Raw genomic sequence first — 18,370 nt, 5'->3', positions numbered from 1 at the left:
ATCAGTCGGCCACGGCTTCAACCTGGATGCGCAGGTCGACATCCATCTTGAAGCCGTATTCCTTGCCCGCAGTCAGGCCGAACGCATCGCGCTTGAAGCTGCCGTAGGCATCCGCCCCGCACATCTCGCGCTTGAGCATCGGGTGCTGGATGCATTTGAAACTCTTGATCTCCAGATTGACCGGCATGGTCACGCCATGCAGGGTCAGTTCTCCCAGCAATGCGGTCGGCGCGCCCTCCTTGAAACCGGTCAGCTTGCCCTTGTAGCGCGCCGGACCGAACTTGGCCACGTCGAACAGGTCGGGACCTGCCGCCCATTTGTTCAGGACGTCATGGCCGAAATCCACGCTGGCCGGATCGATGCTGATATCGACCATGCCGTAGGCGGCGGCCTTGTCCAGGGTCACCTTGCCGGAACTGGTATTGAACTTGCCGCGCCACACCGACACGCCCATATGGTCGGCTTCGAAGCTGGGAAAGGTGTGGGTCGGGTCGATCTGGTACGTCACCGGTGCGGCCAGCGCCGCGCCGCTCATGCAGGCCAGCAGGAAAAAGAGGGTTTTTTTCATGGTTGCTAAGGTAAAAGCATCGGGTTGCGGGCAAGCGCCCGGAAAGATGGCGACACCGGGCCTGCGGCGCCCGGTGTCGCAAGTTTAGCTAAGCCTGGGCCGCTTTGACAGTGGCGAGATAGCTGTCGTAGACATCGTACATGCCGCCGAAACCCTGCTGCATCGAAGCGTGGCCGGACTTGAAGGTCTCGATCTCGATGGCGCTGGCGTCGAGCGGCGTCGACACCAGGCTGAGCGTGGTTTTGCCGCCGGCTTCGCTCAGGGTGACCGTGTTGAGCACTTCCAGCGGCCACGTCGGGCTCATGGCGTAATGAATCCGCTCCCCTTGCGCATCGGCGAAACCGTTGACGAACACCAGCCGTTCGGGCGGCGCGATCTCGCGGTAGTCGAACCTGCCGTACATTTCCACCCCCGGACCGAAGCGCATGCAGTAGTGGAACACGCCGCCGGCCTGCGGCTCGTGCCGGATCACGTCGATGGTGCAACCTTGCGGCCCCCACCATTTCTGCAGGTGCGCGGTCTCGATCATGGTCTTGAAGACAAGGTCGCGCGGGGCGTCGAACACGCGCGTAAGGGTGAAATCGACGCTGGAATCAGGGCTGGTCATGGTCTTGCTCCTTGGTTTGCAGGGTGGTGAGATAGTCGTCGAGCCGCTCCAGGCTGGCTTCCCAGAAGGGCCGGTAGTGCGCCATCCAGTCGGCCGCCGCGCGCAGCGGTTGTGCGTCGAGCTTGCAGGGACGCCACTGCGCCTGCCGCCCGCGGGTGATCAGGCCGGCCCGTTCCAGCACCTTGAGATGCTTGGTGACGGCCGGCAAGCTCATCTGGAACGGGGCCGCCAGCGCACTCACCGACGCTTCGCCGTCCGCCAGCCGCGCCAGGATGGCGCGCCGGGTCGGATCGGCCAGGGCCGCGAACGTCGTGCTGAGGTGGTCTTGCTCCATAATGAACCTGATGGTTAATTAACCAGATGGTAAATTATCACTGCCCCGGCGGCGGGTCAAGCGGCATTCGCGCCCATGCCCGTGCGCGCCATCGACATTTTTATCCGAGGCACTTTGACAATCCGCAAAACGTTGCTATAATCTTGTCTTTCGCGGCTGTAGCTCAGCTGGATAGAGTACTTGGCTACGAACCAAGGGGTCGTGGGTTCAATTCCTGCCAGCCGCACCATTATTCGTAAGTTGAAAGGCCTGAAGAGCAATCTTCAGGCCTTTTTTCTTTGCCGGCAACGCTTTGTTGTTGTGTCACATTCTCTTACACTTTAGCCGTTTCGCATAAGTTGGCGATTTACGTGCAGAAGCGCACTCTTCCAAGGAGATGAGCGCGTGTTTGTGTAGGTATTAGCCTACAGTCAATACATTAGCTTGGTAATATTTGTTTAATTGCATTAGAATCGGACGCGCTCCCCTATGAAAATGTCAAAATGGTCGTATAGGGGAGTAAATAGTTGATTAAAGCAACAATGCCGAGGTGTTGCGCGCATATCGCGTCGCAACGCCGATGTTGAACGCACCTTTGCTAGCATGAAGCTCCCCGATTCTTGATAAACCAAGCCGTCTCGCACGGCTGATTTTTTCTTACGAGGTAACATTTATGAAACATATGAAATCCCTGATTGCTGCGGCTGTCCTGGCGACCGCATCACTCGGTTCGACGGCGGCCTTCGCTGCCGACATCTCGAATAACCCACAGGCATTGCCTGTGCTGGACAACACTGCCAACTTCGGCAGCTCGTTCCTGCTGAACAACCAAGGCAACACCTTTGCCGACAAGTTCCGCTTCTCGGTCACCCGCGTCGACCACGACTTCGATGCCATCGTCTCGTCGATCACGCGTAACGCGCTGACCGGTCTGGACATCACCGGCCTGAGCCTGTTCAACAGCGCCGGCACCCTGATCACCAATGGCGTTCAGGAAAGCACTGGCGCCGTGGACATCTGGAGCCTGCGCGCGGACAGCCTGGGCCTGGGTAACTACTACCTGCAGGTCAGCGGCAAGATGGTGTCGGGCACCGGCGGCAGCTTCGGCGGCACCGTGATGCTGGCACCGGTACCAGAACCAGAAACCTACGGCATGATGCTGGCAGGCCTGGGCGTGGTCGGTTTCCTGGCACGTCGCCGCAAGGCAGCGAAACAAGCGTAAGCTGTTTCAAGCGGCATAAAAAAACGGAAGCCTCGGCTTCCGTTTTTTTCGTCCTCCGCCACTGCGCTAGCCGCGCACCTTCTTGATCACGCTGCGGTTGCTCAGTATCTCTTCGATCTGTTCGAAACGCACCGGCTTGACCATGTGATGGTCGAACCCGGCCTCGAAGGCCAGCTGGCGATCCTTTTCCTGGCCCCAGCCGGTCACCGCGATGAGCAGGGTCATCTGCCCGCACGAGAGGCGCCGGATGCCGCGCGCCAGGTCGTAGCCCGACATCTGCGGCAGGCCGATATCGAGAAAGGCGTAATCCGGGCAGAAGCGCGCCGCCGCCGTCAGCGCGTCCGGGCCGTTGTGGGTGATCACCACGCTGTGCCCCATGGCCGAGAGCAGGGCGCCGATGCTGTTTACGAAATCCACATTGTCGTCGGCCAGCAGGATCCGGTAGGTCTCCGAGGTCATGAAAGCGGCCGGACTGGTCTTGGTCGGCATTTCCGGCTCGACCACGATCGGCAGGCGCACCACGAATTCGCTGCCGCGGTTGATCCCGGCGCTGTGCGCTTCGATGCTGCCGCCGTGCAACTCGACCAGGCGGCGCGCCAGCGACAGCCCCACGCCCAGGCCGGCATTGGTGCGTTCCAGGGTCGAATCGACCTGCACGAACATCTCGAACACGTGATTGAGCATGTCGGGCGCGATGCCGATGCCGTTGTCGGCCACCTGGATCACCAGGTCGCGCTCTTCCACCCGCGCCGTCAGGCTGACCCGCCCGCCGCGATTGGTGTACTTGGCGGCATTGTTGAGCAGGTTCGAGAGGATCTGCGCCAGCCGCGTGGCGTCGCCATGCAGGAACACCGGGCGGTCCGGCAGGTCGATCGCCAGTTCGTGCCCGTGCAGCTCGATGTAGGAGCGCACCACTTCGAGCGCATCGTTGACCACCGCCTTGAGCTCGACCCGCCCCATCTTGATGGCGAACTTGCCGGTATTGATGCGCGACACGTCCAGCAGGTCGTCCACCAGCCGCACCATCTGGCGCAGCTGGCGTTCCATGATGTCGGTGGCGCGCTGGGTGGCCTGGGCGTCGCCGCTGCGGATGCGCAGGATGTCCAGGCCGGTGCGGATCGGCGCCAGCGGATTGCGCAGTTCGTGCGCCAGGGTGGCCAGGAACTCGTCCTTGCGGCGGTCGGCCACCAGCAGCGCTTCCTCGGCCCGGTGGCGCACCTGCATTTCGTGCTCCAGGGTCAGGTTGGCTTCCTGCAGGGCGTGCGAGCGGCGCCCGATCTCGGCCAGCATGTCGTTGAAGGCCGCCACCAGCACCCCGATTTCGCCGCTGTTATTGCCCGGCACGCGCAGGCTGAAGTCGCGCCGCTGCATCACTTCGCGCGCCACGTTGGTGACCGCCAGCAAGGGCCGCGTGATGCCCTGCTGCAGGCGCGAGGCCACCAGGGCCGCGATCACCAGCGAGATCAGCAGCACGATGCCGAGGATCGCGGCGTAGTTGAGCATGCGCTCGACCAGGCCGAAGCGCGCGCGCAGGTACACCGTGCCCAGCACTTCGCCATTGTCGACGATGTTGTGATACACCACCAGCTCGCCATGGTCGATGGTGTAGCCGGGCCGCCCCGGCTTGACCGGGTAGGACGGCTCCAGCGAGCCCTGGGTATAGGAAGCGAAACGCACCCCGGCGCTGGTGTACACCGCGCCCGACAGGATTTGCGGGCGCACCCGCAGCACCGCCAGGTTTTGCTGGGCGCTGCGGGCATCGTTGAAGGCCAGCGCCGGGGCGCTGACGCTGGCGATGATGTCGGCCTGGGTCATCAGGTCGTCGACCCAGTATTGCTGGAAGGTACGCATGTCGTACAGCAACATGGCGATCGAGGCCGACAGCAGGGCCACGAAGGTGGTCGAGACGGCCATGAGGATGAGTTTGCTACGGACGGAGCCGCTATCGTGTTGCATCACGGTGCTCCCTTGTGAACGTGATTTGCCACTGTCAGCAGGCGCGAACTGAGCTTGACGCTGTTCCGGTCGGCCGCTTCCAGCGAGACGTCGAAGCGCACGCGCTCTTCGACGATCCTGAAGTTAATGACACTGCCTTGTTGCAGTCCTTGTTGCGATTCGGTGACCACCAGGGTCGGCATGCCGCCGGTGGCGCGCAGCGCCTGGCGCAGGCGCTGCGGGTCGTCGCCGCCGATGAACAGCAGGTGCACGCCGGCCAGCGGGTCTTGCTCGCGCAGCGGGCGCACTAGCACCGGCCGCCCCTGCACCACGCGTCCGGCGACGATGCGCGCCAGGTCGGCCGCCAGCTCGTCGGCGCCGGTCACCCCGATCACCAGCGGCGCGCCGGCATCCGTGAAGGCCGCTGCCGGAAACTCGGCGTAACCGAGGAATTTGTACAGGAAGGCGGCCTTGATGCTGCGTTCCGGCAACACGCTGGCGCCGGCCGGGAGCGCGGCGCGCAGCGGCGGCGGCGCCAGCACCAGACCCATCAGCAGCGGCATGGCGCAGGCGGCCAGGCGCGGCAGCAGGCGGCGCGGCGCGCGCGGAGGGATGGCGGGCGCGGCGTTCAAAACCGCGCGCTCAGCTGGAGCGAGACGGCACGCTCGATCATGCGCCGCGTCGCGGGCGCGCCGAACTCGGCGTGCGACGCATGCAGCAGGTTGCGGCCGGCCAGCGCCAGTTCCAGGTGCCGGCGCGGCTGCCAGGCCATGCGCACATCGAGCTCGTAGTAGGCCGGCACCGGCGGCTGCGGCAACTGGCCGACCCGGCGCAGCGCCAGTTCGGCCTGCAGCGCATCGGACAGTTCGTGCGAGGAGCGCAGCGACCAGTAGCTGGCCGGATCGTTGGTGCCGATGCCGAGCGCGGCCGAGCTGTCGCGGCTGGCCGGATCGAGGCTGGCGTCGATATCCTGCAGCACCAGGCCGGCCACCAGGCGCCAGCGCGGGACCGGTTGCCAGCGGCTCCAGAATTCCAGGCCGCGCGTGTTGGCCTCGCCCAGGTTGGCGAATTCGGCACGCTGGGCCGCCCCGCCCTGCCCGGTCGCGGCGAGCGGCTCCAGGGTGCGCAGGCGGTCGTAGTCGCTGGCGAACACGGACATCGAATACGACAGGCTGGGCAACGGCTGGGCGCGGTAGCCGAGTTCGGCCACGCGCACCGTTTCGGCCACGAAGCCGGGCCCGCCGGCGATGCTGTAGCCGCCGGTCGCATTGCGCACCCATAAATCGCGGTCGAAGCGGGATGGCGCGCGCACGCTGCGCGAGACGGCCGCCCACAGCACGCTGGTCGGGCTCGCGTTCCAGGCCATGCGCATGCTGGGCAGCGTTTCCGTGCCGGTGTACGTATTGTGTTCCAGTTTCACTCCAATGCTCATCCGCAGGGTATCGCTCAGTTCTATCTTATCCTGCGCGAACACATTCGCCCAGCGCAGATCCTTGTCTGCGGGAAAAAAAGCCAGGGCCGTGCCACCGCTGACCCGGTCCCAGGCATGCCGGTAGCCGCCGCCCCAGACCAGACTGTGGCGCCGGCCCAGGCGCACGCCGTGCTGCCCTTCCAGGTCGACGATGTCGATGCGCTGGGCGCCGGTGCCGTCCTGCACCCGTTCGGTATGGTCGAGCGAGGCCTGGAGGCGCCAGTCGCTGCCGTCGCCCAGGGTGCCGCTGGCCCGTCCCAGCAGGTTGGCGCCGCTGCCGCGCATCTCGGCCCCGCCGCGCCGGTGCACGCTGGTGCGGTAGAGGTCGGCGCTGACGCTGGCGGCGCGCGCGCCGCTCTTCCAGTCGCTGCGAAAACCGGCCTGGCGCCGCTCCATGCCGCCGCCGGGCGCGTCCGGATAATCGTCGATCCGGCCGGCCTTGGCGTACACGCGGTAGGCGCCGCCGCCGTCGAGCAGGCCGCCCTGGCGCGCCGCGATGCCGCGCTCGAGGCGCCCGCCGTCCATCGACAGCAGCACGCCCTGGCTGTTGGCGGCGTTGCGCGTGATGATGTTGATGACGCCGTTGACCGCGTTGGCGCCCCAGATGGTCGCGCCCGGCCCGCTGATGACTTCGATGCGCTCGATGTCTTCCATGAGCACATCCTGGGCATCCCAGAACACGCCGGAAAACAGCGGCGAATACACGCTGCGCCCGTCGATCAGCACCAGCAGCTTGTTTTCGATGGTGGTGGCAAAGCCGCGCGCGGTGATCGCGTAGCTGGCGCCATCGCTGCGCGCCACCTGCAGGTTGGGCGCCAGGCGCAGCGCCTCGGGCAGGCTGCGCGCGCCGGCGCGCTCGATATCGCTGCCGGCGATCACGTACAGCGAAATCGGGGCGTCGGCCAGGCGCGCCGGCTGGCGCGACACCGAGCTGACCACCACGTCCGAGAGCTGTTCCAGCGAAAAATCGAGCAGCGACAACTGCTCCACTTCCGCACGCGCGCCAGCGGCATGCAAGAGCCCGGCGCATGCGATGGAAATGGTCAGGAAAGGCAGTTTACGCATGCTTGCTATCGTAGAACATTTTCTGTCATGCACAAAGCAGCGCACGTTAACAGCTATTCGCCGGCGTTGGTTTCTTGGGTGCCGTGGCGCTTTGCCGACAGGGGGCCGGCTGGCCTACACGCCGAACTCCGCCGCCGCCTTGGCCGCCCACAGGGCTTCCTGGTAGCTCGGGTAGGGAATGTCGTAGCTGTCGACCGCGCCGTCGTCGCCGATGAAGCTGGTCCACCAGCCGTCGGCGCCCGCGCGGATGGCGATGTCGCCCGGCTTGCAATGGTCGCCGATCGGCTCGTCCTGCTCGAGGACCACGATGTTGACCTTCCTGTGCTTGACGATACTTGCCATGAATCACTCCTTGTTTGTATTTGAGCTATAAATAGAACGGATAACTGACATCACAAACATCAATTAGATTTATTTTCCGCACCGCAGCATAATGCGTCTGTCTCCTCTATTCTCCTCCAAGAAAATAGATTCAGCCCGCTCTCTGAGCGGGCTTTTTTTTGCCTGTCCGTCATCGTTCCATAGCCGGCCCGCAAGCCATCGATGCGCAGTCATGCGCGATACCGTGCCCGTTGCCAGCGCAATGGTCGCGAAAGCGCCCGCCCGGCGACCCAGGCCGGCGGCGTCCCCGCACCTACCTCACACTTCCCTCCCCCAGCAAAAAGGCCTATTTCACCCCATTTGGTGTACGATTCGCTCATGTTTTCGTTTCTACAAATTCAACCTTTCCAATTTTCATGAAACAGCCTACACATGCACGCAACTGGTAACGCCGCCGGAGTCGCCAGCGCCGACTGGAGCACCTCCGACCTCGGCGAGCCGGGCGCCTGGCCGGGCGCCTTGCGCCTGTGCGTCGACATCGTCCTCAACACCCCGCTGCCGATGCTGCTGGTATGGGGGCCGCGCCGCGTGGTCGTGTTCAACGACGCCTATGCCGACCTGGCCGGGGCGCGCCATCCGCGCGCGCCGGGCGGGCGCGTTCCCGCCGTCTGGCCGGCGCCGCTGGCGGCCTGTCCCGGCGCCCTGGCCCTGGCCCTGGCCGGCTCCACCCAACGCCTGGAACGCCAGCCGCTCGGCTTCGTGCGCGACGGCGCGCTCGCCACCGCCGACTACGACCTCTACTTCACCCCGGTGCGCGACGGCGACACCGTCGGCGGCGTGCTGTGCGCGCTGGCGCCGAGCGCGCCCGCGGCCAGCCTGCCCGCGCCCGCCGAGGGCTTGCGCATCCTGGTGGTCGAAGACAACCTCGACTCGCAATACCTGGTGGTCGAAATGCTGCGCGCCTTCGGCCACGACGCCGACGGCGTGGGCGACGCCGAGTCCGCGCTGGCGCAGATGGCGCGCGGCAGCTACAACGTGCTGTTCTCCGACGTCAGCCTGCCCGGCATGTCCGGCGTCGACATGGCGCGCGAGGCGGTGCGCCTGCATCCGGGCCTGAACGTGATCTTCGCCTCCGGCTACGGCGACGCCCTGCTGCGCCATGTCGAGTTCGCGCACCAGTCGCTGCAAAAACCCTACGAACTCGAACAGCTGCAAGCGGCGCTGGCGACGATTATCCAGCGCCTGCCGGCCGGAGTATGATCAGACCTACTGTGTGGTTCGACGCGGCGCCGGTGGGCTAGAATCTTACGGCGCCGCCGATGCCGTGCGCAGGAGACGTTGCGGGCCCGCCCCGCCCATTCCTTCACGATTGCCGACAGACAGATGACGATTCCCACCGAGCCGATCGGAAGCATACCGCGGCCCACCGAACTGATGGACGCCGTCGAAGGCGGCACCCTGTCCGCCAGCGAACTCGACGCGTTGTACGAGGACGCCGTGCGCGATACCGTCGCGCGCATGGAAGCGACCGGCTCGACCGTCATCAGCGACGGCGAGCAGCGCAAGTACCACAACTTCTGGACCTACTGCGTGCACGGCTCGCCCAACACCGCGCCGGACGGCTTCCAGATTCCGTTCGCGGACGGCCACACGCGGCGCATGCCGCGCCTGACGCGCGCGCCGTTCCGCTACGAGCGCTACGCCGACAGCTACCTGGCCGTGGCGCAGCGCTATGCCACGGTGGCGGTCAAGCAAGCCGTCATCTCGCCCTCGGCGCTGTCGCTGATGTACCCGCCAGAAGGCTTGCCCGGCTACTCGCGCGACCAGTTCATCGACGACCTGCTGGGCGAACACGAGACCGAAATCCGCCGCTGCCTCGAGCGCGGCGCGCACAAGGTGCAGGTCGACTTCACCGAAGGCCGGCTGGCCATGAAGCTCGACCCGAGCGGCGCCCTGCTGTCGAGCTTCATCGACCTGAACAACCTGGCCCTGTCCCGCTTTTCCAGCGAAGAAAGGGCCCTGATCGGGGTCCACACCTGCCCCGGCGCCGACCGCGACTCGACCCATAGCGCCGACGTCGACTACGCCGAACTCCTGCCCAGCCTGTTCGAACTGAAAGTCGGCAATTTCTACATCGCCCTGGCGCGCGAGCGCGACCCCGAACGCGTGCTGGCCATCATCGCCGAGTGCCTCAAGCCGGGCCAGCGCGTCTTCGTCGGCGTGATCGACCCGATCGATGCGCGCATCGAAACGCCCGAACTGGTGCGCGAGCGCCTCCTGCGGGCGGCCGAGTTCATTCCCCCGTCCCAGCTCGGCAGCACCGACGACTGCGGCTTCTCGCCCTTCTGCGACGACCGCTCCACCAGCCGCGAGACGGCTTTTGCCAAGATCGCCGCGCGCGTGGCCGGCACCGCCCTCGCCAGCGCCATCCTGCGGGAGCGCCTGTGAACGACGAGCGCGACGAAACCGAATTGATGCGCGCCGTGGCGCTGCGCAACGCCAACAGCGTGCTGGCCGCGCGCCAGCGCGCCCAGCAAGAACTGATCGAAACCAAGGATGCCCTGCGCCAGGCCAATACGCGCATGGAAAACATGCTCGAAAGCCTGACCGACGGCTTTTGCGCGGTCGACCGCAGCTGGCGCATCACCTACATCAATGCGCGCGCGCTGCAACTGCTGTCGGCGCGCGGCAAGACCCGCGACACCCTGCTGGGCCGGGTGATCTGGGACGAATTCCCCGAACTGCGCAACAGCGCCATGGAAGACCAGTACCGGCGCGCCATGGATTCCCGCGAAACCGTCAGCTTCGAGTTTTTCTACCCGATCCCGGGCAGCTGGTTCGACCTGCGCGCCTACCCGTCCGACGACGGCCTGACCGTCTACTTCCAGGACATCACCAAGCGCAAGGCCGACGAACAAGCCCTGCTCGACGGCAGCAACCGCCTGCAGGTGGCCCTGTCGGCCGGGCGCCTGGGCGACTGGCGCTGGGACGCCGGCCCCGACCGCGTCACCCTGGGCGCGCGCGCCGCCGAAATTTTCGGCCTGCCGCCCGAGACCCCGCTGCCCTGGGATGCCCTGCGCGAACGCCTGCACGACGGCGACAAGGACATGGCGCGCACCGAATTCCTGCAAGCCTTCGCCCAGCACACCGACCTGAACATCGAATGCCGGGTCGACCGCAGCGACGCCGACCAGTGCTGGATCGCGGTGGTCGGGCGCGCCGACTACGACCGCGACGGCAAGGTGCTCGGCATGACCGGCGTGGTGCAGGACATCAGCACCCGCAAGAGCGCCGAAGACACCCTGCGCGAGAGCGAGGAAGTGCTGCGCGCGCTGGCCAATTCGATTCCCCAGCTGGCCTGGATGGCGCAGGCCGACGGCGCCATCGTCTGGTTCAACAAGCGCTGGTACGAATACACCGGCACCACGCCCGACCAGGTGGTCGGCTGGGGCTGGCAATCGACGCACGACCCCGACGTGCTGCCGCAAATGCTGCAGCGCTGGCACGAGTCGATCCGCACCGGCAATCCCTTCGAGATGGAATTCCCGATCCGCGGCGCCGACGGCCAATACCGCTGGTTCCTCACGCGCGTGAACGCGGTGCGCGACCGCCTCGGCCATGTGGTGCGCTGGTTCGGGACGAATACCGACGTCGACCAGGTCAAGCGCGTGCAGCAGGCCCTGCGCGACGAGTCGAACGTGCTCGAACTGCTCAACAGTACCGGCAGCGCCCTGGCCTCCCAGCGCGACCTGCGTTCGCTCCTGCAAACCGTGACCGACGCCGCCACCGGCATCAGCGGCGCCCGCTTCGGCGCCTTCTTCTACCACGGCAAGGATAGCGACGGCGACCTGTTCACCCTGCACACCGTGGCCGGCGCCGCCCCGCCCGAGTTCGAAACCGACGGCGAGCTGCGCAGCAGCGCCCTGTTCGGGCCGACCCTGCGCGGCGAAAACGTGCTGCGCTCGGACGACATCGGCGTCGACCCGCGCTACCCCGCCTTCCACGTCCAGGAAGGCGTGCCCGAGGACCAGGTCGGGGTGCGCAGCTACCTGGCGATGCCGGTCATCGCGCGCTCGGGCGAAGTGCTGGGCAGCCTGTTCTTCAGCCACCCGGAAACCGGCATTTTCAGCGCGCGCACCGAACGCATCGTGGGCGGCATCGCGGCCCAGGCGGCGGTGGCGATCGACAATACGCGCCTGTACGAAGCGGCCCAGCACGCGGCAGAAGAGCGCAAGGTGCTGCTCGAGAGCGAACGCTCGGCGCGCGCCGAGGCCGAACGCACCAGCCAGATGAAGGACGAATTCCTGGCCACCCTGTCGCACGAGCTGCGCACGCCGCTCTCGGCCATCCTGGGCTGGGCCCAGGTGCTGCGGCGCGGCAGCCGCGACCAGGCCGACCTGCAGCGCGGCCTGCAGACCATCGAGCGCAACGCGCGCGCCCAGGCCCAGCTGATCGAAGACCTGCTCGACATGAGCCGCATTACCTCGGGCAAGGTGCTGCTCGACATGCAGACCATTTCGCCCACCGTATTCATCGACGCCGCCATCGAAACCGTGCGCCCGGCCGCCGACGCCAAGAATATCCGCCTCGAAAAAGTGGTCGCTCCCGGCGTGGGCATGATCGCCGGCGACCCGGCCCGCCTGCAGCAGGTGATCTGGAACCTGCTGTCGAACGCCATCAAGTTCACCGCGCGCGACGGCATGGTGCGGATCGAACTGCGCGCGGTCGACGGCCATGTCGACATCGCCGTGCACGACACCGGGGTCGGCATCAAGCCCGAGTTCATGGCGCACGTGTTCGAACGCTTCCGCCAGGGCGACGCCTCCACCACCCGCAAGCACGGCGGACTGGGGCTGGGACTGTCGATCGTCAAGCACCTGATCGAGCAGCACGGCGGCACGGTGCGCGCCGACAGCGCCGGCGAAGAACGCGGCGCCACCTTCACCATCGAACTGCCGGCGGCCAACCGCCAGAGCCCGGCGGCGCGCACCGGGCGCACCCCCGCCGTGCCGCTGGCGCCGCTGGCGCCCGACATCCTGCTGCGCGACCTTTCTCACCTGAATGTTCTGGTAGTTGACGACGAACCGGACGCGCGCGACCTGATTCGTCGGATATTATCTGACTGCAACGCCACGGTGCGCACGGCGGCCAGTGCGGCCGAGGCCCTGGCGGCGTTCCGGGAGGGACCGCCGGACGTGCTGGTGAGCGATTTGGGCATGCCCGACGTGGATGGCTTCGAGCTGCTGCAGCGGGTGCGCGCGCTGGGCCCGGCCGGCGGCGGCGATGTGCCGGCGGTGGCGCTGACGGCCTTCGCCCGCTCCGAAGACCGCCTGCGCGCGCTGGAAGCGGGATTCATGGCGCATATCCCCAAGCCGGTCGAGCCGAGCGAATTGATCGCCACGGTCGCCAGCATGGCCGACAGTGCGCAGCGCTGAGCGTTACTTAACATACAATAGGATTCCTACCGGCGCACGCGGCGCTGTCCTACAAGAAATGTTCGATACACTGTTACACTAGCAACATATTAAAATCGCGCGTGCGCTTATTGCCGCACGCCCATCCGCCTTGACCGAGACTACGTATGCCAAGCCGAGAAGACATACTGAACGCAAAAATCCTCGTCGTCGACGATTCGGCGGACAATATCGACCTGATGGAAGCGATATTGCGCGAAGAAGGCTATAACTGCGTCAGCTCGACCATGCTGCCCGAACAAGTCTGTCCGCTGCACCGCCAGCACTGCTACGACCTGATCCTGCTCGACCTGCAGATGCCCGGCATGAACGGCTTCCAGGTCATGAAGGGCCTGAAAGAAATTGAACAGGGCGGTTACCTGCCGGTCCTGGCGCTGACAGCCCAGCCGACCTTCAAGATTGCCGCGCTCGAAGCGGGCGCGCGCGACTTCATCAGCAAGCCTTTCGACCTGCTGGAAGTGCACAAGCGCATTCATAACATGCTCGAAGTGCGCCTGCTCTACAAGGAGCTGGCGCAGTACAGCAAGGCGCAGCAGGAACTGGCGCTGCACGACCCGCTGACCGGGCTGCCGAACCGGCGCCTGCTGGAAGACCGCATCGAAACCACCTTGCAGCACGCCAACCGCAACCACCACAAGGCCGCGATCATGTATCTCGACCTGGACGGCTTCAAGGCGATCAACGATACCTACGGTCATGCCTACGGCGACGAGGTGCTGAAGATCGTCGCGCAGCGCCTGGTGGCGTCCTCGCGCAAGGAAGATACGGTGGCGCGCCTCGGGGGCGACGAATTCATGGTGGTGCTGGGCGAAGTGTCGGGCCTGGCCGACGCGCACGGACCGGCGGCCAAGCTGGTCGAGGCGGTGTCGGAGCCGTTCTTCATCAACGACCTGACCTTGCGCCTGTCGACCAGTATCGGGATCAGCATTTACCCGGATGATGCCGAGACGGTGGAAGCGCTGATCAGCATTGCCGATTACGCGCTGTACGAAGCCAAGCGCGGCGGCAAGAACCGCTTCTGCGCCACCTCGGCCACGCCGACCGCGCCGGTGGTGCAGGATACGCTGGGCGTGGCGCCACGGCGTTGAGATGCAGGGCGGTTGCAAGCCAGCCGCGCGCTGCCCCTATTTTGCTTCCAAATCAGGTCGCATTTCGTCCGACCCGCAACCGTAAAACCGTCGTTCCCGCGCAGGCGCTATGCTATGCCCATATTTCTGTAACATTGTCTTTGACGTATGTCTAGACGATGAGATTGGGTTGTGTGGAGGCGGCGATGGATACGGCAATGTTGACGACCAATGATTCTTGTATCGGGGAGTTCGGTGATAAGCGTCTTTGCAAAACCGGATCACTGCTCTATTGTCGAATGGTCGAACGTGGTACGGTGTGTTTGCGGCAGTTGAGCGATGATCGTGCCACACAGAGGCGCTTCCACCGATTACTGGAGCATCACAATGTGACTTCAGGTGAGATCATTCGTTACGGCAGCGAACGCACCGCGCAAGCGGCGGCCGGACGCCATGTGCTGGCAATTCAGGACACCAGCGAACTGGACTATAGTGCGCATACCCGACGCACTGGTGGATTGGGTGGCATTAGCAATAACAAGGGGTGCGGGCTGTTCATCCATCCGGTGCTGGCTGTCGATGCTGAAAACAACGCTTGTCTCGGCATCGCGCACGGGTTGGCATGGGTGCGTGAGGCGCGCAGCACAGCAAAGCCTGAGCGACGGCCCATCGAGGAGAAGGAATCGATGTGCTGGCTGGAAGGTGGGCAAGGAGCGAAGCGTTGCCTGCAACAGGCGGCGCTCGTGACGGTGGTGGCAGATCGCGAAAGCGACATCTATGAAGAGTGGGACCGTATCCCCGATGGTCATATGCATCTGCTTACGCGCGCACGATGGGACCGACAGATCGAAGAGGGTGGCACTGTGTTTGGGTCGTTGACCAGGCAACCTGCCATGGCTTGCCAGGCCCTTGATGTGTCGGCGCGGCCAGCGGGCAAGGCCTATCGGAGCACGGATGGCGCGCGCAAGCGCGCCCGTACGGCGCACCGGGCGCGCATGGAACTGCGCTATGGGCGTGTCCGGATCCGGCGACCACAAGGATGCCGCGCACGCCAGGCCAGCATCGCGCTGTCGGTGGTGGAGTTGAGGGAGCGCCCCGAAACAGTATTGCCCGGCGAGCAGCCGGTGCACTGGATACTGCTCACTTCCCACAAAGTAGAAACGGCCGAACAAGCATTCCAGGTGGTGAACTGGTATGAACAACGGTGGCAGATCGAGCAGTTGTTCCGTACGTTGAAGCGGCAAGGGCTGGGGCTGGAATCAAGTCAGCTAGCGGAGGCAAGCGAATTGGTGAAATTGGCCAGTATCGCAACGCTGGCGGCAACGCGCACGCTCCAGCTGACCAATGCCCGCGACGGCCAGACGCAACAACCGGCGAGCGACGCATTCGACGACGACGAGGTGGCCGTACTGGAAAAACTGCTGGGCAACTTCGAAGGGAAGACCGCCAAGCAGAAGAATCCCCACGCCATGCATAGCATGGCGTGGGCTAGCTGGATAATTGCCCGGCTAGGGGGATGGACTGGCTATGCCAGCGATGCCAAGCCTGGCCCGATCACCATGCTGCATGGATTACAGCGCTTCGACAGCATGGTGCAGGGCTGGAAACTTGCAAAGATGTGGGCATAGCATAGCGCGCAGGCGGGAACCCAAGTTGTCGGCGCAGCCAATAGATACAGCACGAACTTGGGTTCCCGCCTGCGCGGGAACGACGGCTCTTGGTGTAACGGCGACGGGCGCCAAACGCGCCCGCCTGCGCGGGAACGACGGCTCTTGGTGTAACGGCGACGGGCGCCAAACGCGCCCGCCTGCGCGGGAACGACGGCTCTTGGTGTAACGGCGACGGGCGCCAAACGCGCCCGCCTGCGCGGGAACGACGGCTCTTGGTGTAACGGCGACGGGCGCCAGACGCGCCCGCCTGCGCGGGAACGACGGTTCTTGGTGTAACGGCCACGGGCGCCAGACGCGCCCGCTTGCGAGAGACCTTAACGCCCCTTGCCCGCCTGCTTGGTACTGGCCTCGATCGACTTGGCATGCTGGTGATCGGTGCTGGCATTGACCATTTCCGGCGGTACTTCGATGCGCGTGATGCCCGCGTCCACCGAAATCGGATCGCTGGCCGGGAAGGTCATCTCGACTGCGTCGTCGAGCAGGGTTTCCTTGGCCGCCTGCTCGGTGGTATCGCACTCTTCTTCCGCCAGCACGTTGATCGCGCTGGCCCACTTCACGAACTTCAGGTTGGCGAGATCGCCGATGGTGGTGATATTGAACGCCTCGTGCAGGGCCTTGGCGTCCTTGGTGCTCAGCCCGCGCATGGCGGAGAGCGGCGCATTGCGCAGGTCACGGAAACATTTGCCGGTAAATTCGGCATCGACGATGGTGTTGATATTCATGGCTTACCCTTTCAATGTGCCACGCCACGATGGTGGCGATGTGCCGTACCTTGCGGTAGCGGTTGTCCTGATATCACTATCGCATACGCCCGTTCCCTCGTATGTGCGGTAGCGTACCGTGCTTGCCGATGCCCCTATTCGCTTGCATTTTGACATTGGATTACCCGGTTGCTATGATGAGCGCCGTACGGATATGACGGCCGCGTCCGCTGTCGTCCGAACCCCCATTCCGGTTCTGCTATCCGGCAGCATGGCAATCGAAGTGATTCAACCACCACCGCAGTGCAGGAATGACGTGACCAATTTAGACAAGCCGAAGATTCTCGTCGTGAACGACGACGCCGCCAGTCTGCTGGCCCTGACCAGTCTGCTGGACCAATGGGCCGACGAATCCGGCTATGCCGTCCTCTCCGCCCGTTCAGGCCAGGAAGCCTTGCGCCAGGTCTTGCTGCACGACTTCGCCGTGATCCTGCTCGACGTGAACATGCCCGGCATGGACGGCTTCGAAACGGCCGAAGCGATCCACCAGCGCGCGCGCTCGGCCGACATTCCGATCATCTTCGTGACCGCCTTCCTGGCCGACGAAATCGATCGCCTGAAAGCCTACCAGCGCGGCGCCGCCGACTTCCTGTTCACCCCGGTCATCCCGCAAATCCTGCACGCCAAGGTCCAGGTGTTCGTGGCGCTGGCGACCAAGAACGAGGAACTCCGGCGCCAGGCGCACAAGCTGAGCCAGCGCACCACCGAACTGACCGCCACCAACAAGCGCCTCACGCGCGAAATGGAAGAACGCCAGGCGGCCGAGGCGAAAAGCCATGCCAAGGATGAATTCCTGGCCATGCTCGGGCACGAACTGCGCAATCCGCTCAGCGCCATCAGCAGCGCCGCCTCGCTGATCGGCCTGGCGGGCGCCGGTCCCGAATCGGTCGCGCGCGCCAAGCAGATCATCCAGCGCCAGAGCCAGCACCTGTCGCGCATCGTGGACGACCTGCTCGACCTGTCGCGCGCCATGTCCGGCAAGATCTTGCTCGACAAGCAAACGCTCGACGTCGCCGCGCTGGTATCGGCCTGCCTCGACACCTTCAAGGCCACCGGCCGCACCGGCAACTACCTGCTCAATGTCGACATGGAGCCGGCCTGGGTCGACGGCGACCCGACCCGGCTCGAACAGATCGCCACCAACCTGATCGACAACGCCCTCAAATACACTCCGCCCGGCGGCACCATCGACATCGCGGTCTCCGACACCGAGGACGAGATCGTGCTCGAAGTGCGCGACACCGGGGTCGGCATCTCGGCCGAACTGCTGCCGCATGTATTCGACGTATTCGTGCAGGGCTCGATCACGCTCGACCGCGCCCAAGGCGGCCTGGGCATCGGCCTGGCGCTGGTGCGGCGCCTGGTCGAACTGCACGGCGGCAGCGTGTCGGCCCACAGCGAGGGCGCCAGCGCCGGCTCGAGCTTCGTCATCCGCCTGCCGCGCGCCGCCCCCGTGGCGGCGCTGCCCGGGGCCGCGCCGCCACCGGCGGCGCTGGAACACAAGCCCGCCATCCTGCTGATCGAAGACAACGACGACGGCCGCGAAATGATGGCCACCATGCTCGGCGCCTACGGCTACCCGGTGCGCCACGCGGCCGACGGCGTCCAGGGCGTGCAGATGGCAGCGAGCTTCCTGCCGGACGTGGCCCTGGTCGACATCGGCCTGCCCGGCATCGACGGCTACGAAGTGGCGCGCCGCCTGCGCCAGGGCGACGCCACCCGGCACATCAAGCTGATCGCCCTGACCGGCTACGGCCTGGCCGACGACCAGCGCCGCGTGCTCGAAGCCGGCTTCGACAAGCACCTGGTCAAGCCGGTCGACATCGCCCACCTGCTCGACGCCATCGGCCAGTGCGCCGCGCCCACGGCCCCGGCCTGAGGCGCGGACGCCTGCGC

The 18,370-nt window shown here is 65.3% G+C and carries 15 protein-coding genes and 1 tRNA gene; 8 read left to right on the top strand and 8 right to left on the bottom strand.

Going from position 1 to position 18,370, the window contains the following annotated elements; genetic code table 11:
• Nucleotide 1: 1 nt before the first annotated feature.
• The 3 genes from EJB06_RS07005 to EJB06_RS06995 all read right to left on the bottom strand — a co-directional run bounded on the left by EJB06_RS07005 (nucleotide 2) and on the right by EJB06_RS06995 (nucleotide 1,509).
• Nucleotides 2-568 carry a YceI family protein gene (locus EJB06_RS07005; protein ID WP_126073289.1) on the bottom strand — a complete coding sequence of 189 codons (567 nt, stop codon included), beginning with the start codon at nucleotides 566-568 and terminating at the stop codon, nucleotides 2-4.
• Between the two features lie 88 nt (nucleotides 569-656).
• Complete coding sequence (locus EJB06_RS07000) at nucleotides 657-1,175, bottom strand: SRPBCC family protein (protein WP_126073288.1); 519 nt, start codon at nucleotides 1,173-1,175, stop codon at nucleotides 657-659.
• Nucleotides 1,162-1,509 (bottom strand): ArsR/SmtB family transcription factor, encoded by a 348-nt coding sequence (locus EJB06_RS06995; protein ID WP_126073287.1) that lies wholly within the window; start codon nucleotides 1,507-1,509, stop codon nucleotides 1,162-1,164. The genes EJB06_RS07000 and EJB06_RS06995 overlap by 14 nt, the downstream gene beginning before the upstream one ends.
• Before the next feature lie 152 nt (nucleotides 1,510-1,661).
• Between EJB06_RS06995 and EJB06_RS06990 the strand changes: the two genes are divergently transcribed.
• Together EJB06_RS06990 and EJB06_RS06985 are read left to right on the top strand one after the other, a co-directional pair.
• A tRNA-Arg gene (locus EJB06_RS06990) sits at nucleotides 1,662-1,738 on the top strand.
• Nucleotides 1,739-2,170: 432 nt separating this feature from the next.
• Nucleotides 2,171-2,710 (top strand): FxDxF family PEP-CTERM protein, encoded by a 540-nt coding sequence (locus EJB06_RS06985; RefSeq protein ID WP_229426966.1) that lies wholly within the window; start codon nucleotides 2,171-2,173, stop codon nucleotides 2,708-2,710.
• Nucleotides 2,711-2,776: 66 nt separating this feature from the next.
• On the opposite strand, the gene EJB06_RS06980 is transcribed toward EJB06_RS06985, so the two are convergent.
• The 4 genes from EJB06_RS06980 to EJB06_RS06965 form a co-directional block, all read right to left on the bottom strand.
• Nucleotides 2,777-4,666, bottom strand: a complete 1,890-nt coding sequence (locus tag EJB06_RS06980) for a sensor histidine kinase, YfiR-like protein-associated (protein ID WP_126073285.1) — start codon at nucleotides 4,664-4,666, stop codon at nucleotides 2,777-2,779.
• Nucleotides 4,666-5,277 (bottom strand): TOL_0243 family YfiR-like periplasmic protein, encoded by a 612-nt coding sequence (locus tag EJB06_RS06975; RefSeq protein ID WP_126073284.1) that lies wholly within the window; start codon nucleotides 5,275-5,277, stop codon nucleotides 4,666-4,668. Before EJB06_RS06975 ends, EJB06_RS06980 begins: the two co-directional genes overlap by 1 nt.
• Nucleotides 5,274-7,181 carry a TOL_0244 family TonB-dependent receptor gene (locus tag EJB06_RS06970; protein ID WP_126073283.1) on the bottom strand — a complete coding sequence of 636 codons (1,908 nt, stop codon included), beginning with the start codon at nucleotides 7,179-7,181 and terminating at the stop codon, nucleotides 5,274-5,276. The genes EJB06_RS06975 and EJB06_RS06970 overlap by 4 nt, the downstream gene beginning before the upstream one ends.
• 114 nt (nucleotides 7,182-7,295) lie before the next feature.
• Nucleotides 7,296-7,523, bottom strand: a complete 228-nt coding sequence (locus EJB06_RS06965; RefSeq protein WP_126073282.1) for a hypothetical protein — start codon at nucleotides 7,521-7,523, stop codon at nucleotides 7,296-7,298.
• 411 nt (nucleotides 7,524-7,934) lie between these two features.
• On the opposite strand from EJB06_RS06965, the gene EJB06_RS06960 reads away from it, so the two are divergent.
• The 5 genes from EJB06_RS06960 (at nucleotide 7,935) to EJB06_RS06940 (ending at nucleotide 15,671) form a co-directional block, all read left to right on the top strand.
• On the top strand, nucleotides 7,935-8,762 hold the full coding sequence (locus EJB06_RS06960; protein WP_126073281.1) for a response regulator: 828 nt from the start codon (nucleotides 7,935-7,937) through the stop codon (nucleotides 8,760-8,762).
• A 123-nt stretch (nucleotides 8,763-8,885) separates the two neighbouring features.
• A complete protein-coding gene (locus EJB06_RS06955) occupies nucleotides 8,886-9,950 on the top strand; it encodes a cobalamin-independent methionine synthase II family protein (RefSeq protein ID WP_126073280.1) in 1,065 nt (354 codons plus the stop codon).
• The gene (locus EJB06_RS06950; RefSeq protein WP_229426965.1) at nucleotides 9,947-12,937 is read left to right on the top strand and encodes a PAS domain-containing hybrid sensor histidine kinase/response regulator; all 2,991 of its coding nucleotides are present in this window, start codon (nucleotides 9,947-9,949) and stop codon (nucleotides 12,935-12,937) included. Before EJB06_RS06955 ends, EJB06_RS06950 begins: the two co-directional genes overlap by 4 nt.
• Before the next feature lie 146 nt (nucleotides 12,938-13,083).
• Nucleotides 13,084-14,064: a GGDEF domain-containing response regulator gene (locus EJB06_RS06945; protein ID WP_126073279.1), complete on the top strand. Its 981-nt coding sequence runs from the start codon at nucleotides 13,084-13,086 to the stop codon at nucleotides 14,062-14,064.
• Nucleotides 14,065-14,261: 197 nt separating this feature from the next.
• Nucleotides 14,262-15,671, top strand: coding sequence for an IS4 family transposase (locus tag EJB06_RS06940; protein WP_164557852.1), 1,410 nt, complete (start codon nucleotides 14,262-14,264; stop codon nucleotides 15,669-15,671).
• A 356-nt stretch (nucleotides 15,672-16,027) separates the two neighbouring features.
• Here EJB06_RS06940 and EJB06_RS06935 read toward each other — a convergent pair whose 3' ends face one another.
• Nucleotides 16,028-16,435, bottom strand: a complete 408-nt coding sequence (locus EJB06_RS06935) for a hypothetical protein (RefSeq protein WP_126073277.1) — start codon at nucleotides 16,433-16,435, stop codon at nucleotides 16,028-16,030.
• 295 nt (nucleotides 16,436-16,730) lie between these two features.
• On the opposite strand from EJB06_RS06935, the gene EJB06_RS06930 reads away from it, so the two are divergent.
• Nucleotides 16,731-18,353, top strand: coding sequence for a response regulator (locus EJB06_RS06930; protein WP_126073276.1), 1,623 nt, complete (start codon nucleotides 16,731-16,733; stop codon nucleotides 18,351-18,353).
• Nucleotides 18,354-18,370 lie beyond the last annotated feature (17 nt).

It is taken from the genome of Massilia atriviolacea (genome assembly GCF_003953935.1).
Lineage (GTDB): Bacteria > Pseudomonadota > Gammaproteobacteria > Burkholderiales > Burkholderiaceae_D > Telluria_A > Telluria_A atriviolacea.
The sequence above is the reverse complement of the archived record's forward strand: the minus strand, read 5'-3'. Positions and strand labels throughout refer to the sequence as shown.